Annotated in this window: 17 protein-coding genes; 10 read left to right on the top strand and 7 right to left on the bottom strand. The window is 58.5% G+C overall.

Annotated features, from left to right (window positions below; translation table 11 throughout):
• The 3 genes from OQZ28_RS13700 (at nt 1) to OQZ28_RS13690 (ending at nt 5,473) form a co-directional block, all read left to right on the top strand.
• Entirely contained in the window at nt 1-2,343 is a 2,343-nt protein-coding gene (locus OQZ28_RS13700; RefSeq protein WP_217420047.1) for a type IV secretory system conjugative DNA transfer family protein, read from the top strand.
• Nucleotides 2,340-3,656 (top strand): DUF1173 family protein, encoded by a 1,317-nt coding sequence (locus OQZ28_RS13695; protein ID WP_217420046.1) that lies wholly within the window; start codon nt 2,340-2,342, stop codon nt 3,654-3,656. The genes OQZ28_RS13700 and OQZ28_RS13695 overlap by 4 nt, the downstream gene beginning before the upstream one ends.
• Before the next feature lie 275 nt (nt 3,657-3,931).
• Entirely contained in the window at nt 3,932-5,473 is a 1,542-nt protein-coding gene (locus tag OQZ28_RS13690; RefSeq protein ID WP_217420045.1) for a Fic family protein, read from the top strand.
• On the opposite strand, the gene OQZ28_RS13685 is transcribed toward OQZ28_RS13690, so the two are convergent.
• The 5 genes from OQZ28_RS13685 to OQZ28_RS13665 all read right to left on the bottom strand — a co-directional run bounded on the left by OQZ28_RS13685 (nt 5,458) and on the right by OQZ28_RS13665 (nt 11,410).
• Nucleotides 5,458-6,288: an IS5-like element IS1032 family transposase gene (locus tag OQZ28_RS13685; protein WP_035366909.1), complete on the bottom strand. Its 831-nt coding sequence runs from the start codon at nt 6,286-6,288 to the stop codon at nt 5,458-5,460. The genes OQZ28_RS13690 and OQZ28_RS13685 overlap by 16 nt on opposite strands.
• A 496-nt stretch (nt 6,289-6,784) precedes the next feature.
• A complete protein-coding gene (locus OQZ28_RS13680; protein ID WP_082267139.1) occupies nt 6,785-7,270 on the bottom strand; it encodes a Ros/MucR family transcriptional regulator in 486 nt (161 codons plus the stop codon).
• 243 nt (nt 7,271-7,513) lie between these two features.
• A complete protein-coding gene (locus OQZ28_RS13675) occupies nt 7,514-7,738 on the bottom strand; it encodes a hypothetical protein (protein ID WP_162531789.1) in 225 nt (74 codons plus the stop codon).
• A gap of 157 nt (nt 7,739-7,895) precedes the next feature.
• Nucleotides 7,896-11,114 carry a MobF family relaxase gene (mobF, locus tag OQZ28_RS13670; protein ID WP_420605110.1) on the bottom strand — a complete coding sequence of 1,073 codons (3,219 nt, stop codon included), beginning with the start codon at nt 11,112-11,114 and terminating at the stop codon, nt 7,896-7,898.
• Nucleotides 11,114-11,410: a hypothetical protein gene (locus OQZ28_RS13665; protein ID WP_034926251.1), complete on the bottom strand. Its 297-nt coding sequence runs from the start codon at nt 11,408-11,410 to the stop codon at nt 11,114-11,116. The genes mobF and OQZ28_RS13665 overlap by 1 nt, the downstream gene beginning before the upstream one ends.
• 692 nt (nt 11,411-12,102) lie before the next feature.
• Here OQZ28_RS13665 and OQZ28_RS13660 point away from each other — a divergent pair.
• Together OQZ28_RS13660 and OQZ28_RS13655 are read left to right on the top strand one after the other, a co-directional pair.
• Nucleotides 12,103-12,345 carry a type II toxin-antitoxin system Phd/YefM family antitoxin gene (locus OQZ28_RS13660; protein ID WP_010518306.1) on the top strand — a complete coding sequence of 81 codons (243 nt, stop codon included), beginning with the start codon at nt 12,103-12,105 and terminating at the stop codon, nt 12,343-12,345.
• On the top strand, nt 12,342-12,767 hold the full coding sequence (locus OQZ28_RS13655) for a type II toxin-antitoxin system VapC family toxin (RefSeq protein WP_019086860.1): 426 nt from the start codon (nt 12,342-12,344) through the stop codon (nt 12,765-12,767). Before OQZ28_RS13660 ends, OQZ28_RS13655 begins: the two co-directional genes overlap by 4 nt.
• A gap of 253 nt (nt 12,768-13,020) precedes the next feature.
• Here the strand turns inward: OQZ28_RS13655 and OQZ28_RS13650 are convergent, their stop codons facing one another.
• Nucleotides 13,021-13,359: a HepT-like ribonuclease domain-containing protein gene (locus OQZ28_RS13650; RefSeq protein ID WP_026018796.1), complete on the bottom strand. Its 339-nt coding sequence runs from the start codon at nt 13,357-13,359 to the stop codon at nt 13,021-13,023.
• Between the two features lie 14 nt (nt 13,360-13,373).
• Entirely contained in the window at nt 13,374-13,664 is a 291-nt protein-coding gene (locus OQZ28_RS13645) for a nucleotidyltransferase family protein (RefSeq protein ID WP_010518281.1), read from the bottom strand.
• Between the two features lie 355 nt (nt 13,665-14,019).
• On the opposite strand from OQZ28_RS13645, the gene OQZ28_RS13640 reads away from it, so the two are divergent.
• The 5 genes from OQZ28_RS13640 to OQZ28_RS13620 all read left to right on the top strand — a co-directional run bounded on the left by OQZ28_RS13640 (nt 14,020) and on the right by OQZ28_RS13620 (nt 17,273).
• Complete coding sequence (locus tag OQZ28_RS13640; RefSeq protein ID WP_458136454.1) at nt 14,020-14,604, top strand: hypothetical protein; 585 nt, start codon at nt 14,020-14,022, stop codon at nt 14,602-14,604.
• 3 nt (nt 14,605-14,607) lie between these two features.
• Nucleotides 14,608-15,435 carry an FAD-binding oxidoreductase gene (locus OQZ28_RS13635; RefSeq protein WP_034926262.1) on the top strand — a complete coding sequence of 276 codons (828 nt, stop codon included), beginning with the start codon at nt 14,608-14,610 and terminating at the stop codon, nt 15,433-15,435.
• The gene (locus OQZ28_RS13630; RefSeq protein ID WP_019086855.1) at nt 15,435-15,929 is read left to right on the top strand and encodes a hypothetical protein; all 495 of its coding nucleotides are present in this window, start codon (nt 15,435-15,437) and stop codon (nt 15,927-15,929) included. Before OQZ28_RS13635 ends, OQZ28_RS13630 begins: the two co-directional genes overlap by 1 nt.
• A gap of 110 nt (nt 15,930-16,039) precedes the next feature.
• Nucleotides 16,040-16,852, top strand: a complete 813-nt coding sequence (locus OQZ28_RS13625; protein WP_420605111.1) for a hypothetical protein — start codon at nt 16,040-16,042, stop codon at nt 16,850-16,852.
• 13 nt (nt 16,853-16,865) lie between these two features.
• Nucleotides 16,866-17,273: a hypothetical protein gene (locus tag OQZ28_RS13620; RefSeq protein ID WP_420605112.1), complete on the top strand. Its 408-nt coding sequence runs from the start codon at nt 16,866-16,868 to the stop codon at nt 17,271-17,273.
• Nucleotides 17,274-17,851 lie beyond the last annotated feature (578 nt).

Genomic DNA, 17,851 nt, shown 5'->3' with positions numbered 1-17,851 from the left:
ATGGTGAAGCGCGAGATCGGCGGACCGCAGGTCCACCAGCAACTGAAACACGGCGCTACCTATCGCGATACGCGTCCCTTCACGGTCCGGATCGCCGAAGAGTTGCAATCCAGCAGTTCCGGGTTTGCTCTCATGATGCTGGCAGGGCTCAGCGTGCTGGCTCCCGCGATCGTCGGGATCACCTTTCCCCTCGCCCTCTGCCTGACGCTCTGGGTCATGACCCGCCAACCCGTGTTGCCTTTTCATCTGCCCCGGTATTGCGGACTGAAGGATAAACACGATCTTGATCCCAAAACCCGTCGGCCGCGGGCGGCGGCAGGCATCATATATCTTGGAACGGACGGACTGACCGGCCAGCAACTCTGGCTTTCATCCGACGCGGGACGCCAGCACGCCGCCGTGCCAGGCACGACCGGTGCGGGCAAAACGACATCCGCCATCTCCCTGCTCGCCAATCCGCTTGCGCATGGATCCGGGTTTATCCTGATCGATGGCAAGGGTGACAACACGGTCCACGGCGATGTGCTGGCGCTTGCCCGCCGCTTCGGGCTGGATGACCAGGTGCTCAATCTCAACTTTCTAACCGCAAGCGGCATCCGCCAGTCCAATACGTTCAATCCGTTTGCGACCGGCAATGCCGACGCCATCCGTGAAATGCTGGTCAGCCAGCTTGGTGAGCCGTCGAGCAACGACGCCAACGGTGTCTTTCGGGATCGTGCTGTCGGCCTTGCCGGCACGATCGCGCCGGTGCTGACCTGGATGCGCGACACGCACGGCGTGCCGATCAACATCGAGACCATGCGCTATGCCATGGAACTGCGCTGGATCGGCACGCTGGCCCGGCATCGCGTATTCCTGATCCGCAATCCCGGCTCCGATCATCCCATCGAGATCAGCGTTCCCGAAATTCCCGACGATATCCTCTATCCGGCCCAGGCCTATCTGGGCGAACTGCCGGGGTATGATTCCTCTCTGGCGTGGAATGAACAGAAAGAAAACAAACCGAGCGAACAGCATGGCTACGCCAAGATGTATTTCACCCGGGTCTTCACGCAGCTTGGCGTCAGTCTCGGGCATATCTTCCGCGCCCAGACGCCCGACATCGATATGCGCGATGTGGTGCTGAACCGCCGCATTCTCGTCGTCACGCTGCCCGCGCTGGAGAATTCCTCGGATACGCTGGCCGGACTGGGCAAGATCGTGGTCGCGGCCGGTCGCGGCGTCATGGCCCAGCTTCTTGGCGCCCGCCTCGACGGCCCCGCCGAGCAGGTCTTCAAGCTCAAGGCAGGCAGCGGCGACGCGCCGTTCCATTTTTTCTACGATGAACTCTCCGCCTACGTCACGGACGGCATGGACCGGCAGCTGGCCATGGGACGCGGCCTGAACTGCATGTTCTGGCTGGGGTTTCAGGATCTTCCGGGTCTCACGACACGCATCGGCGACAAAGCCTTTACCCTGCTCGGCAACGCCAACCTTACCCACGCCATGCGCCTGCAGGATGCCATGCGCACGCGCGAGTGGATCGAAAAGCAGTCCGATCGGATCGAGGTCAGTCAGGCCACGCATTTCGAAGGCAACTCCGCGGGAAGTTACCGGGAAGGACGGGGTGCCGAAGTCCGGGAAGTCGCCCGTATTCCCTGGGCAGACCTTCAGTCGCTCATCGAGGGCGAGGCCATAACGATGTATGCCGGTCGCATCGTCCATTCGAAGACGTTCTTTGCCGCCGTCAATGGGCGGTCAGGCGCGATCCGCATGGCCCAGCCGGTCATGCTTGCAGCGCCGCTGGACCTGAATCGGGTGCCCCCGGACCAGCAGTTGCTCGCCCTCCTCGCGACGATCGAAGGCGGCCTGTTTCAGTCTGAGCTGACCATGGTACACGACGAACCGGATGTTCACGCACTCCAGGAAGCAGTCGACCGCCTCGGTTCAGGTTCTAAAGACATCCTGCGCAATTTTGCACAAATTGGTGCAGCAGTCGCCGCCACACCACGCCGGGTTACGACCGCCAATGACGATGAAGGGAATGAACACGCAGCCAGAACAGACATGCTGACACCATTTTCCTATATGCTGCGTGATGCTGCCTCCACCCCGAAACCCGGTTTTCAGACACAGCCCCGCACCATACCTCCCATCGACGGTTACCTGCTTGGACGCCTTGAAGCCATTGAACGCCGCGTGGACCGGCAGCCTGGTGTAGCCCGGCGTCAGGCACTGCTTATATTGGGTGTCAGGGACGCGATGACAAAAGGCGCACCGAAGGAGGGCGCGGCTGGCACCGGGATAACCGAGAAGGAAATCCTCGCCCAGATCAGGATATTGCGAGAAAAAACCTCGGCATGACCGGCACGATCATCATCCTTCCTGGCGGGGAAAGGTTCCAGCTCGAATGGCGCCGGAGTGACCCGGAGCGCTGGGAACGCCGCCTGAAGGCAAAATATGATGAGAGCCGGAGCGCGGAGCGTTCTGACAAGGCGCGATGCCTGTGCCAGCATCGCGGGGCCGCACTGCCTCTACAGATCCGTTACCGGGCGGACAGTCACAGTTTTCACCTCGCCGTCTGGCCAAATGAAGGGCCGCTGCATGAAAAGACATGCGCGTTCTACAAGCCTGATCCAGAAAAAAGTGGGCGCGCCAGCTATGTAAATAGCGTAATTCGCGAGGGTGAGGATGGGGATGTCGCTGTGACCCTGTCGATCGGCCTGCGCCGCAAGGGGCCACCCCGGCCAGTCGATGACACGCCGCTGCCTGCTTCAGATCGGCCCGGACAGGCGCGACAGCGCCGGATGACGCCTCTCGGGCTGCTCCATCTCCTGTGGGAACGGGCGGGGCTGACCGAATGGCGGCCACAATTTGCCAGACACCGCACACCGACGGTTGCCCTGGGCCGGATCGCCTCAGCCGGAACCCGGATCCGGGCGCAGGGCAGACTGATCTCCGATCTTCTATGCCCTGTCGCCCCAGGGCATGAAAGGTTCGGACGGCGTCTCCATGCCATTGTCCGGACGGAAGGAAAGGAAAACCATCTGTTCCTGATCGGGTTCGTGGAGACTCTGGAACCAGACCCCAGGGGCAATTTCACCATGACCCTGAGCGGCCAGCGCAACGGTTACCGCTGCTTTCTGACAGTGCCTGCAGCCGAGAGGAACCGTCTTGCCCGGTCGCACCAACTGGCGGCAGCCACGCTCGCCCTGCCCGAAGCGGCGCGGCAGGCGCACGTTGTAGCGCTGCTCTATGTGACGGCACGAAACATCGGAACGCCCAATAGCCGGTGGAGGGGCTGGATCCAGGCGGAAGTCAGGACCGGTGCCCTGATGACCGTCTCTCGCAGCATGCTTCCTTTCGAAAGCAGTCATGAACTGGCGGTAGCCGATGCCCTCGTGGCAGCGGGGCGCGCATTCGAAAAACCACTGCGTTTCGACGCGGAACGGGATCTCGTTTTCCCCGACTTCATCCTGCAGGACACCGCGCGGAGTGCCGGATATCCAATGGAAGTTTTCGGCCGTACGGACGAGGCCTACACTGCCAGACGAGCCGAGAAGGAAAACTACTACAACATAACTTTTGGAGCAGACGGATGGTGGTCATGGGATGCAACAACGCGAAGCGGGATTCCAGCCTTTCCACCCGCCAGAAAGGGAGCAACACTGTGCTGATCACGCCAGACAATGACTTTCATCCGGCTTGGTCGGGCTCCAGATTTTGTCAACGCAACAGAACCCTGCCGGACCATATCATCGGACACCAGAAGCAAACAGGCTGATCATGCGGCGCTTCAGCGAATGGGAATTATTGATCACAAAGACGAAGTGACGAAAGCATACGCGTGGCCACGGCTGTCCATATATATTTTTTTACACAAGGCACCGTTTATATGCGATTTTAAGCATTAATAAACGGTTTTGGACAATTCAGCAGGAATTTAATTCCAATGGCAGACCCGATCGGCGGCATGTGGCTCGCACTGAAATATGATGCAGAGCCATTCGGCGGACTGGCTGTCAAAAGCCAGCTTGGAAGTCGCCGGTCGAGCAGTCATCATAATTTATACAGCATCGAGACGTATCCCGAAAACATGCGTCCGACCGACGCCGCAGCCGCGCATCTGCAGTTTCATCTGCGACACGAACCCACCAGCCTTGAGTTGCTGGCGCGCGTCTTTGCGAAGACCGGACCAAGTTTTGTCCAGGAGTGGATAAACAATGCACCGACCGGACAATATGCCAGACGGGCATCGTTTCTCTATGAATTCGTCACCGGACAAACGCTCCTGCCGCCAGTCGACCTCGGCGGCAACTACGTTTCCGCCCTGGATGCATCTTTTCAGGTAACAGCTTCTCCGGACAAGATGAGCAACGTCAGCAGATGGCGCGTCCGTGACAACATGCCTGGGAACCGCTTTTTTTGTCCCTTTATCCCGCTTTCCAGTCAACTCAGGACGGCTGCGGAGATGGACGTATCTGCCGGTTACGGTGAACTGGTGCAGGAATTCGGCGAGAGCATGCTTGCCCGGGCCGCAGTGTGGCTGACAAATCGTGAAAGCAAGGCAAGTTTCACCATTGAAGGCGAGGAGCACCAACTTGACCGGATCCAGCGCTTCAGCCACGTACTCGCCACGAGGACAGGGCATGGGGCAGTCCCCCTGACAGATACTGACCTTGCCGACTTGCAACGCAACATCCTCGGTGACGTCACAATAACCGAGCATTTTGGCTTGCGGCTGTCACCGGTATTCGTTGGAGAATACACGATGAGGTACGAGAATGTTGTTCATTACCTCGCGCCTCCCGCACAAGACGTAGCGGATATGCTTGGAGGATTAAAAATTTTCCTCGACAGGACGGAAGGACAGTCTCCTGTCATGCGTAGCGCCGTGGCAGCCTTCGGGTTCGTCTACATCCATCCTCTTTCTGACGGGAACGGCCGTGTACACCGGTTCCTGATAAACGACGTTCTCAGGCGGGACGGCGCCATCCCCGACCAGATCATCCTTCCCATCTCAGCTACCATCATTGGAGACCCGACGAGCAGGCGAAACTACGACCAGATTCTGGACAGGGTTTCAAAACCCCTAATGCGACAGATCACGGATCATGTCTCTTTCGATCGTGACATGAAGACCTATCCTGATGGGATAAAATCCAATCTCGACTTCTCGACCCCTGACCTGGCGAAACCGGCCTGGCGCTATATCAATTTCGCCCCCCACGTTATCTATCTCAGCGCAGCACTGGAGATGACCATCAAGCACCACATGAAAGAGGAAGCCATATATCTCCGGTCGCACCATAATGCCCGGCAGGCACTCAAGGAACTTGTTGAAATGCCGGATATGGATGCCGACCGCATCATCAGGTCATTACGGGATACTCATTTCATACCAAGCGGCAAGATTCAAAAAGAATATCCCATGATCGAAAAATTCAGGCTTTGGAACGCCATCTCTGAGAGCCTGAATCAGAAAGCGGTTTGATTGATTTTTCGCAGAACTCTGCGGATATGGGCAATCATCAACCACGCGTGGGATGACGAGATTGTTGCCTCGACATCCTTCGTGAGGCGACGGCAACGTCCGAGCCATGCAAAGCTACGCTCCACGATCCAGCGTTTGGGCAAGACGACGAAGCCTTCGGCCCGATCGCTACGTTTGACGATCTCGATCGTCCATCGGCCGAGTTCAGCCAGCGCACCACGCAACTTCTCGCCAGCATATCCCCCGTCACCGATCAGATGGCGAAGCCAAGGGAATAATGAGCGTATTCTGGTCGCTACCAGCGGCGCACCGTCACGATCCTGAATGTCGGCGGGATGCACGACAGCCGCCACGACATGACCCAGCGTGTCGGTCGTGATATGCCGCTTGCGTCCCCTGATCTTCTTGCCCGCGTCATAACCGCGTGGACCGCCGTTTTCAGCAGTTTTAACCGACTGGCTGTCAATAATGCCTACCGAAGGCGTGGCGTCTCGCCCGTCCTGCTCACGCGACAGGATCACGAGAATATGGTTAATGGCTTCCCATCTTCCCTCGCGGATCCAACGGTAGAAATAGCCCTGTACGGTCGTGAAGGCCGGAAAGTGCCGGGGCAACTGCCGCCATTGGCAGCCGGTCGTGACGATATAGAGGATCGCCTCCATGACCCGGCGCAAATCCGTACGTCGTGGTCTGCCCAGCCGTTTCTTCTCGGGCATCAGCGGCGCAATCAGCGCCCACTCCGCATCGCGCAGGTCGCTTGCATATTCCAGGTCGTCCCGGCGATACTGCGCTCGGGTGATTTCAGTCCAGGCCATCTTGATCTCATCAGGTTCTCGCAAACCCATGAATCATAACCTGCTGAAATCACTCAACTCATTTTCGGTCAGACACTGAGGCGCTGAGGCGTTCATTCTCTGAATGATTGCGCGTGGACCGACCGTGATAAGTAGAAAGTTGTCCGTCACCAGATATGGGATCTGAAAAAGGATTGTCAGAGCGGAAAAGGCAGGCTGCCCTCGTGAGAGCACAACTTTGTAGTCATCGCCTATGGATTTTCACTGAGAACTGAATTCTTCCACAAGGTGCATAACGCAAGGGCTTAGGATCGCAATCCGCAACCTGGATTGTATAAAAGGCATCTTTCGTCCGGATTTATCGACGTAACGCCCTGAACTGGATCATGGTCCGGTCAAACAGGAACAGCCGCAGTCGGCACCCTACGGCGTAGCGAAGAAGCGCTGCCTTCGTATATTGCCGCGTTCCTGAGCCAGGAGATCGCCGCGCCGCCCGGTCCGGCGGCGCGTTCCCCTTTTAGTGGGCGGCCTTCTTTCTACCCCGGCGGCGTCCTTGCGGCCTGTCAGGCAATGCAGGCTCTGTCGTGCCCTCATCACCAGATTTGGTGGCAGTGGACGTTATATCCCGCCCCAGCCCAATCTCTCTTGCAAGTTCCGATCGGCGTGCTGTGTAATTGGGAGCGACCATAGGATAATGAGACGGAAGTCCCCATTTCCGCCGATATTCTTCAGGCGTCATGCCATAGGATGCCTGCAGATGCCGTTTGAGCATTTTCAGCTTTTTCCCATCTTCAAGGCATATGATATAATCCGGAAATACGGACCGCTTGATGGGAACGGCAGGTATCTGTTCTTTCACGCTCGAAGTAGTCGGGAAGGACAATGAATTGTAAACAGTCCCAATCAGCCTGATAAGTTCATCCGGCGATATTTTATTTTCCGATACATAAGCAGTTATGATTTCCACGGTCAGCGCCAGCTGTCTTTGTTGTTCTTCGGACATTGTCGATCACCTTAACAGACGAAAAAACTCTGGCCCTGTATATAACACCGCTACTGGGAATAGTCCTCGACGTTTTCGAGGATCTGGCAGATTGCAGAACAGGTATGCTCTTGAACTGATATCTATAGGGTCCTGTGCCCGCTCATCTGTATTTTACCTGATCGTCAACACTTCTTGTCTTCTGCCGTGATCCTATTAACTGTTGCCCGCACAGCATCAAGACGCCATATCTGCGATACGAAATCATCTGGAGCCGGTATCAGCCAAGTAATCAGACACAGCTTCCTCTTCGGTCCAGGAAGGTCTTGACGCGTGAACATGCCCGGAAGCTTCAGTCGCGCCAATAATGCGCAGCAGACTTTCAGGGATCGGTTCACGCACAACATCATTGAACCGGGCACGCAATTCGTTTTTCAACCAACAGTCGAACGGATCAGGATCTCCCCGGAAAGACACATCGTCCATCATTGACCTGCTATCTGCTGCTCCCCGCCTACCTAACGATACCCAGCCGACTTCGTTGCGCAAATGACCAAAGCGTGCGTCAGATCTGAGATGTTGTCGCGGTATGGCGCACTGTCGGCAGGATCCAAATTCGGGTGAGAACAGCAGAAAGCCGGACGCTCTAGCTGGCGGCGCCTGGCGACGCATATGGCACATGGGAACGCCTGCCCAGCACCTGAGCAGCCCGTTGGCTCCGAAGCGTCTGTTCCGCACCCGTCATGACCGCTGGTGCGTTCCTGATCATGACCTGCAGCCTGGCGTCGATCTCGGCCAGACGCGCCTTATGCAAGCGCTCGGCCAGACGCGCCTGGGTCTCCAGAATAATCTCCCTGCCATATGGGCGACCTGACTTCATCAGTGTCTCCTGCGTGCGCCCAAGCGCGATCAGTTCCCGGATCCTCGCATCCCGGGCCTTGCGGGTTCGGGCAACCAGATCCGTGCCCAATGATTTATATGGTTTATGCGCCATTTTCTTTGCCACGTGATTCCACAGATCGTCACTGGTGATGGGCGTCGTATCCCCGAGCGCCCTCTGGTTCCGGACCGCCTCAAACGTCGCGCCATCGGAGATCATGGTCCATGTGGTTCCACGCGCCCGGCTTTCCGCGACGTATGAGGTAAATCCCGTCGCCAGTTCGACGCCTCGCGGCAGGGCGTTGACGTGCTCATCTGAAGTAAGCCCCTGTGCCGCATCAATCGTCATGGCATGTCCGAACCCCAGCAGTACCCGACCTGTCTTCACATCACGAAACCGCCGCCATTCAACATCAGCAACAAGCCCGTCCTTCGTGCGGACGCGAAGCCCCGCATCACCATGGGCCAGAACCTCCACCACATCGCCGTTATTACCGACTGTGGCGCCCTTTCCATCCACGCTGCCCCACGTCCGACGATACAGCCGAAGCCGGTCGCCCGTAGCGATCGCAAGATCATAGGTCTCGCCACGCTGATCAATGGCCTGCACGGTAATTTCATGTGTCGAGATCTCGCCGCGCTCCTGCAGGATCCTGCGGACTGCGCGACTCAGATCGGCAGCATCCTGATTGGTCAGCGCCGACATGCTGATCGTCTTGGCCCGGCCTCGCTGCGGGCCGGCCCCCTCGGCTATCAGGGCATCGCGACGCGTCACATACAGCCGGGCAATATCCTGCAGGACTTCCTCATGGTCGCCGCCGACCAGACGGATCGTTCCATCCGCCCGTTTCATATCGATCGCATCCCGGACTTCCTTCAGATGGAACCTGTTACGGACATCGTCATCATTTTCCTCGTCCGTATGCGCGTTTGCCGCAGCCCCCTTGAACTCGTGGGCTTCCAGATCGCTCTCTTCCGGCTCTGCGCCACGAAACAGATCAGCAATCTGGCGATTTCTTGCAGATACCTGCCGGACACTGGACAGAAGCTCAGGCATATCTTCCGGATCCAGAACCCGGCGCAGCATCTCGATGGAGTCCCCTGCCTCGATATTCTGCGCCTGCTCGTGGTCACCCAGCGCCTTGACCGTGCAACCAGTATCACGCTGCACCTGTAACAGGCGAAGCATCTGGCGCGGGCCGACCTGACCGACCTCGTCAATCACCAGCACCGTATTCTGGTCCACATCAACGTCACCGCGCTCCAGCCGCGCCAGAAAAGGCAGCATCGCGCTCGTGTCAAAGATGCCGGCCTCACGTAATGCGTCCGCCTGGCGCCAGGCATTGGCAATCCCGATAACCCTGCGACCATTCGTGTCATAACGCGTATCATGTTTCCACGCATCAACCAGCGGAGACAGCAGCGCCGTCTTTCCGGAGCCCGCGACACCGGTGAGCATGGAGAGCGCGCCGCCCCGGCCAAGAGCGTAGATAGCGGCCTTCTGGGTCTTTCCATGATCGCTTGCAAAGTCGAGGGATGATCGTCCGATCGCTTCCGTGATCTGGCGGTCCGACAGCGCCCCGCTTCGGTCTCCTGACGCACGAGCTGCCTGAATCGCGAGGTCCTCCTCGATGGCGATCTGCGCGGAATTCGTCACCCTCAGCCTGTCGCCGCGCATCTCCTGAATCAGCGAGACCCGTTCCCCGCTGAGTTCAAGACCACGCTGTTCAATAAGGGCCACGACATGATCAATGTCCTTCACCCCGCCCTCGATGCCGGTGCCGATCAGGCCCCGGGCCGCATACGTTCGAAGCTTGTCGTGATCGATCACGGCGGCTGTTTCAAACTCCCTCGCGAGATGGCGCACAGCGAAACGGCAGGCAATATCGTATCGCTGTTCCCTGGTGCCCGCAGGCGCTACTGGCGCGCCAAGCAGACTTTTTTCCTCCCAGCCAAGACGCCTGGCCTGTTCTCGCCATATCTCATGGTCGCTTGTGCCTTCGTTCTTGTCCAGCCGGGCTGCCAGGCCGGCCATGGACAGGATACGGCGCTTGCGTTTGATCGGCATATGCGCCCAGTCCGCTCCTTCCGCCGCGGCGTAATCCTTGGCCGCCCTGATGACGTTCCGTCGTCCCTTGCTGAAGAAATCCGATATATTCTGCGGCACGGCCGAGATGACCGTCGCCTGTTCATTCGCATCGTATTGCTGGGCGATGCCGATCCGGCGCAGTTCATCAGCGAGCTGTGCCTGGAAATATGCTCCAAATTCGTGAACGCGCGATCGCAGCCGCTTCGTGTCGAGTGAACCCACATGCCCCTCTTCCGTAACCACGACATTGAACAGGGCATTATGGATATGGGCATGGGGATCGCCGCCTGCTGGCGTATCGATCAGATAGGTCTGGCCTGTCGCCGCGTCACGCGCCTCGACCGTCGGGCGCGCGGTATCATGCCGGAATGACACCCAGGCGACCTCGCCCGGGTCGGCACCGTCTTCGCCCCCGTGACCGCGCCGTGCGAAGCCGATTTCCCGCGCGACATAGAGCATTGTCGCGTCGTTTGCCCGATCAATGGCGTGCCAGATGGCTGCCCTCTCGGCTTCGGTCGGCGCAAACTCGGCCGCAAGGGTAACTGATTTGTGTGGCGCCAAAGTCAGATCATAGGCACTGATCTTGCGGGCGTTCCTTGACCAGTCCTCGCCATTATCGGCCCTCTTTGCTTCAAACAGGCGATTGAGTTGCGCGTTCTTCGGTGGTGTCTTCGGATCAATGCCAAGAGCCGCCGCGATCTTGGGCTGCATGTCCGGTCGCCACGAGGCCCGCCCGTCGCGACCGGTGTAATAGCTGGTCAGTCGGCCACCATCCGCGTCAGGCACTTTTCCGGGCTGGGTACGGAAGTCGTGCTCCGGATCTGGCAGTTCCTGTGTGAAATAGGCAGTAATCAGCCGACCACTGCTCTCAGCTGAGATTTTCCGGAACGTCATCATCAGGCATCGGCTCCATCCTCATCGTCGCGCCGGGCGGAGCGGGGCGTCCTCCCCTCCTGAATGTCGAGCAACCTGCCGGTTGTAAGATCAATACGTCTGAGCATCGGGTTCTGGGCTGCGATCAAGGTCACCAATCGGCCGAGAATTTCATCAAGCGTGGGCCCGTCGGAATCTTCCGGCGAGAAGATTTCAATGATCAGTGACAATTTGTCCTCAATCGCCCGCAGCCGTTCCCACAGGTCGTCGTCCTGGACTAGGGATCTGCTTTGCCTTCTGTCTGCCTCGCGCATTATCATCGTTTCCCATGTGAGGACCGAGGGAAGTGTGACGTGGCATCACGCGACTTTACTGATTTTCTTCTGCCCGAGGCATCCTTCATCGCCCGCGCCTGCGCAAAAGGTGACATTTGCGCAGGCCGGAACAGCAAATCAACATGCGCTCTCGGGTTGCGACCTGCACGTGCCGCAACCAGACGGATCCCGCACTTGTCGACGCCACCAAGGTGATACCACGGGTTTGTCCGACGAACTGATTCTCCGCGACTTTCACGCGGTAATGGCTCTGTCTGAACGTCGTGTTTAGGCAGCAGTTATAAGATGTCACTTGCTACATCGACAACCCAATGCTTCCCCTGCCAAAAAGATGGGGAAGCCATGCCCAACGTGGTCAACGATGATCACCATGTCTTATTACGTGAACAGAGCTTGTTGTCCGGATAAGATTCAGATTCTCGGCAGCCGGCGTGCTATTCTTCCAGCTCCACCAAAGCCGCCGGGCTAATCTCCAGAGCACGGGCGAGACGAAGAGTTGCCAGAAACGTGGGATTGGACTTGTAAACGGGGTCGGCATCCCACCAGGCGTATAGGAAAGCATCATCCTGCTCGTCTGAATTCCGCGAGCATCGCTCTCATTGTCAGACGCATATTCCGTTTGGTAGGGCGACATTTTTTCGCTATAAAGTGACCAGTTTAATGGTTCGGAGCCCGAAATGCAGACTGTCAACCTGGTGGAAGCCAAAGCCCATCTCAGTCGTCTGGTTGATCTGGCGAAGGAAGGAGAGTCCGTTCGTATTCTTCGTCGCGGCAAGGTCGTCGCACAACTCGTCAAGGCGGAGCCAGTACGTAAACCCATTGCAGTGAGTGCTCTTCGTTCACTTACCAGCATTATGACGCCGCAAAGGGAACCTGCTGCAGAAACTGTTCGCGCGATGCGTGATGAGGCAAGGTATTGAGTCTTTATCTCGATACATCGGTTCTTGTGGCGGCTCTGACCAATGAGGAAGAGACAACCCGGATGCAGGACTGGCTTGGCGCCCAGGCACCTGAAGATCTTTCCATCAGTGACTGGGTTGTCACCGAGTTTTCTTCAGCCCTGTCGATCAAGCTTCGCATGGGCCAGATTACCGTCACAGATCGAGCAAACAGCCTGGCCATGTTCACCCGTCTTCGCACAGAAAGCTTTGGTGTCATGCCTGTGACCAGTCAGAACTTCCGGACGGCGGCAAGATTTTCCGATCAGTATGCTCTGGGTCTGCGTGCCGGAGCCGCCCTCCATCTGGCAGTTTGTGCGGATCATGGCGCGACATTATGTACCCTGGATCGTCGTCTTGCCGAAGCGGGGCCCCAGGTCGGTCTGGCGACTACGCTCCTATGATCGATCCTTGATTGAGGACCATTGGAAAATATCGCGAATTTACGATTGCGGTTCCAGGACGCATTACGATCGCATGCAGTCACACATTTGCTTTATCCCCGGACTGACACGCAGGCTGCATCGATTACGGGTCAGCGCCCTGACATGATACAGGTAGGTCATATTGGACTGAGGACACCGCTTAGTGGGACCGGACGTAACGGCCGAAGCCGTTCATCAGATAGCCCACCGTCCTGCCCTCAAAATGAAATCCTCAGGATGATCTCTGCAGGAGATGCTCCAATTGAGCGATCAGGGCAGGCAAAGCCTCTTCTACCGTACGCCAAACAATCCCATAATTGATCTCGAAATAGCCGTGCGCGATCCGGTTCCGCATTCCGCGCATTTGCCTCCACGGAATATGCGGATAACGCGCTACGTCATCCGGGTAGGCAGCCATAACTTTGGTCGTCGCTTCCCCAAGGATAAGCAGGCTCATGACAACGGCCTGCTGGGTCCTGCGATCCTTCAGAAAATCTTCGACCGCCATGCCTTGCACGAAGGAGCGGGCGTCGGTCGCTGCCTCGTGCATATGTCCCAGATAGTCAGTCAAACGAAAATGACGACTCACAAGGCACGCGCTTCAGACAGAACCTCATCCCGGAAGGCTAAGGGCAGATCTTCGGGCGTCCGGAGATCAACTGCTAGTCCCAGAAGATCTTCGAGATCGCTTTGCAGTCCGCCCAGGTCAAAAAGGGTGATTCCCTCGGGTGCATCAACCAGCAGGTCCAGATCACTTCCATCCCGATCCAGGCCATGCACAACGGAGCCAAAGACCCGGGGATTATCGAGTTTCCATTGCCGGGCCAGTCCAATGATGGAGTGACGATGCAGGGCAACGGCTTCAGACGGACGCATGAACACCTCTCCCTTTCCACAAAGCGGTTTATTCTATCAGATCGCTATACTCACCCCAAGGGCGCAAAGATTACTTTATATCTTTTTTTCGGCCTCAGATCGTCGCTACGGAACGTCCCGCACCAACGGTGCAATGGTGTATGAAGAGCCTCTATCAGGCCGGGTCCGACCCGGTTCCAAAGGTGGTACCGGTCCCACCCCGGGCAGGTGCCAAGACGTCGTTGAAATGGGTCCAGTGGGGGTTCATAAAGGGTTCGTACCGGGACCAAAAATGCGCCACCCGACGTCCACACAGCGATTACCTCACACCGGTACAGCCACTGACACGGCCTGCAGGAGAAACGACGTGACGGAAATGGACTCACAGGCAGGCGGAAACCGTTTCATCCGACGCGTGGCCGGAGAAAAAATTCGTGGTCGGCAAGGACAGAAAGTCTCGCCACTTTACCGCTGGATGATGGAGAATTTCAAGGACATCTCGGAAGCGCGTCAGACAATCCGCGCTTGGGATATCTTCATCGAGATCGCACACGAGGATGGGATAACCGGAACGGTCGAGAACAAGGAAATCACCCGCAAGACGGCCGCCAAGACATGGGCTCGAGTCCGGCGTGCCCATGCCGGGCGATCCCACGATATCGTCCGAAAAAACCAGAAGCAGCTCCTGCCCAGTCGACAGTCTAAAGACTGGAAACCCGATATCATTGACGGGAAACACGAAAGCCTACCTCTTGCCGAAGCAGCCCTGCCGGCAGAAATTGCTTCCCTCCAAAAAAAGCCATCCCAGGTCGCATCATTACCACCGACCATTCCCGAGGCGTCAGTAGCAGACCTGGACGAGGAAGAAATCCGTCGCCGGGGTCGCGCACGGGCCGAAGAGATCATTCGGGATCTGGAAAACCGGCGACGGTTGCAGGAACCCGGCTTTCATCAGGAATGAAACATGACGGCACGCGAACCGAAGACCGCGGCGAAAGAGACCGTAAAGGCGCAACCGACCCTCATGATGGCAATCGGACGCCAGAGGGTTGGAAAAACGACATTCCTCAAGGTCCTCACGGAACTGACCCAGCAGCAGGGAGGCCACCCGGAAATCTGGAATACGGATTCACTCAACAAGTCCAATACCATCGCCTCTCTGGGTGATTACGTCCTGGAACCTGCGACCATAACGGCCAAGGGACAGGCGGCCTGGCTGGAACAGAGGATCGAGCAGCTGGTGGAAACTCAGAACGACGCGATTCTTGACATCGGTGGCGGCTGGACGGCGGTTCATGAACTGGTAAAGGCCTCCCCGCTCGTTGCACAGCTTGAGGAACTCGGGATCAATCTTGTCACGGTTTTCATGATCGGCTCGGAACATGCCGATATCGACTATCTTGAAGACCTGCAGGCAAACCGGGGCTTTATTCCCAAGAACACCGTCATTGTCATTAACGAGGCCCTGCTTAGCGGGCGCGTCGATGCTTCAGAGGAAATCCGGCATATCCTCCAATATCCCGCAATCGAGGGCGCACTTGGCCGCGGGGCTGTCTACGGGGTGTTTCCTGCGCTTGACGGGATAAAGCGTGTCTCGGACCGGGGGCAGTCTTTCATGGACTTTGCGGCGAACAGGCCGGTCCACGGCTTCCCGACAAGTTCGTTTTTCGACCGGTGTCGCGTCAGCCGGTGGCTGAGGCGCGACGTGCCGAAGTTTCTTGCAGCACTTGGCCCCGATTATCTGCCGCGGATGCCCGCAGGCCTGCCAGAAGTTATGGGGGTTGGTGTGTGATGACAGCGCCGAACGAAATCGAAGACGCGGATCGTGCGTTTGCCGAGCACGTCGATAACCTGCGGCGGGTTGCCAATCAGTGGATTTCCCGCCCGATCGCACCCGAAGCGGAAGTGATCTCCGCGCTGATTGTCACGCTGGACCAGATTGGCATGCTGGCCATAGAGGCACGACGCGCGTCGATCCGTTCCGTCACGGAAGCCAGGCTGATCGCAGAGCAGCAGCGCAGGGCACTCGCCGACGATACCGTGGTCATCCGCGAGCAGTTGCGCGACGGGATTGAAGCCGTGCACACGCTGCGCACCATCAACGAAAAACTGGTCGAGAAGAAACTCCTCACGATCACGGCGGATATGACGAAAGGATTAAGGGGCGCCATCGAGAGCCAGGCCACGGCCATGACCAGACGGTACAACCTAGAGACGGCCTTTCGCATCCTGGGCTACAGTTCCATCGTCCTGATAGCGGGATTTGCGCTCGGACGGATGCCCTGAGCATGTCTGCAACGGTCACGCTCAGGGCCGGAACGGAAACGCCGTACGAAGTACTGACACAGGTCGCATGATGCTGGCCGATCCTGTCCGCCTCGCAACAGGAGGCCAAGGTGATCCGGCTCCCCTTCCCATGCCGCCGCACGACGCAAGCGACCGTGGTCCTCGTAACGTGCGGCCTCGTCGCTCGGCCGATCGGGCACGCACAGACAGTAAACGTGCCGGGCGGGCTCCCGACACATGTCAACGCAACCTATCAGGAACTGGGGCTCGGTGGCTGGACCCCGGACACGACGGGTACAGCCCAGGCCACCAGCGGAAGCGGCGCCGTCACCCAGACAACGACAGCAGGCACGTCCGACAGCGATGCGCTCGAGACCCTATACCAGCAGTCATGGGGCTATGCGGCAGCCCAGAACGCCGAGGCGCTGGGCGTCAATCCATCAGCGCTTGCCGCGACCTGCGTGGTGGAATCCGGCTGCCAGAACCTCTACACGGCCGGAAACGGCAGTACGATCACCGGCGCGTTCCAGATGAGCAACGGGACCTACAGCCAGACCCTTGGAGAGGCACTGGCCGCAGACCCCTCGCTGGCCTCATCCATCACCAGCGGCACGGCAGGCCAGCAGGACCCGGCGACGCAGGCGGTGGCTGCAGCGCAGTATCTCAAGGATGCCGCGACCAGTCTGCAGCACAGCGGCATCAGCAACCCGACAGTCCTTGATGCCCGGGCCTATTATAACTTTGGCCCGAGCGCTGGCGCTGAAATCGCGACGGCCGACGACAGCAGTCTCATGTCGTCCTACATATCGGGCACGGCAATGTCGGGGAACAATATCAGTTCAACCACCACGGTCGGCCAATGGCGCGCGGCAGTCGCAGCAAAAATGGGCAGTGCAGCGTCCAGTTCGATCCTGACCGGCTGACGAGGAGTCCAGCATGAGGTTTTTCCACCGGGCCGCGATCCTTGCGGTCATCACCTGCAGCATCAGCCACCCGGCCTTCGCGCTGCACAGAACCCCGGTCCGTGCACTCGACGGGTACAGATGCATGGCCCTTGATGCGCCGGAGCGGGTCATGATGGATTTCCGGCATCCGATCCGGCTGCAGAGCGAACCACGGGACGATGCCCCGAGCATTGCTCCCGCGCTGGCGGTACTCCCGGTCGCCACGGACGCACCGCCTACGAACGGCTACGTCCGGAGCATGACCCTCGCATTGCGTCCCGGCTGGGTCTCGACAAGATGGCTGAAACCCTACGACGTGGTCCATCCCGGCATGACCTGCACGCCCTACGTCATGAATGACAGCAAGCTCGGCTTCGTGTTCGGCAGGGCGACACAGTAGATTTGTCATCTCCACAATCCGGCATGCTGCATGACCGACATTGTTTTTCATGGGAGCGGAACAGGGAAGGCCGCTGCCCGCCGGGAGGGCCGCGAGGCGCCCGGGTCAAGCCTGAGGGCATGCCCCTGAGGTGAACCGGGTTGCCCGGAGCGCGGGGCACCGCCCTGCGATCCGGGCGGCCCTGTTCACTGAAAGGGGCGTGTCCTCACCGCGCGAAGCGCGGCGCGCAGCGGGCTTGAGGCGGGCGCCTCGCGGCGACATGCTGGTTTCAGGGCATTTTTTTGCAAGCACAATGGCGACCCCGGACACCAGAAGCAGGAACCCGGTTTCCGGGCTCCTGCGGCGTGGTCTCTCAAGGCGTCGGATCGTCGGGCCACCAGGGGTCGGGGGCGTCCGCAATCTCGCGCGCTTTCGCTTCGGCTGCGGCTATGGCTGCGGCCCTTGCGGCCTCGCAGCCTGTCGGGTTGGGCATTTTGCGGCTGATAACGCCGAGGCTGACCCGGCTTATGCTGCCTGAAGCCGTGCCATTCTTTTGCAGTTGTATGCGAGAGCGACGAGGGTCCATTCAGTCGTGACTT

Source organism: Komagataeibacter sp. NFXK3 (assembly GCF_054182245.1).
This window is presented reverse-complemented; position numbering and strand designations above follow the sequence as displayed.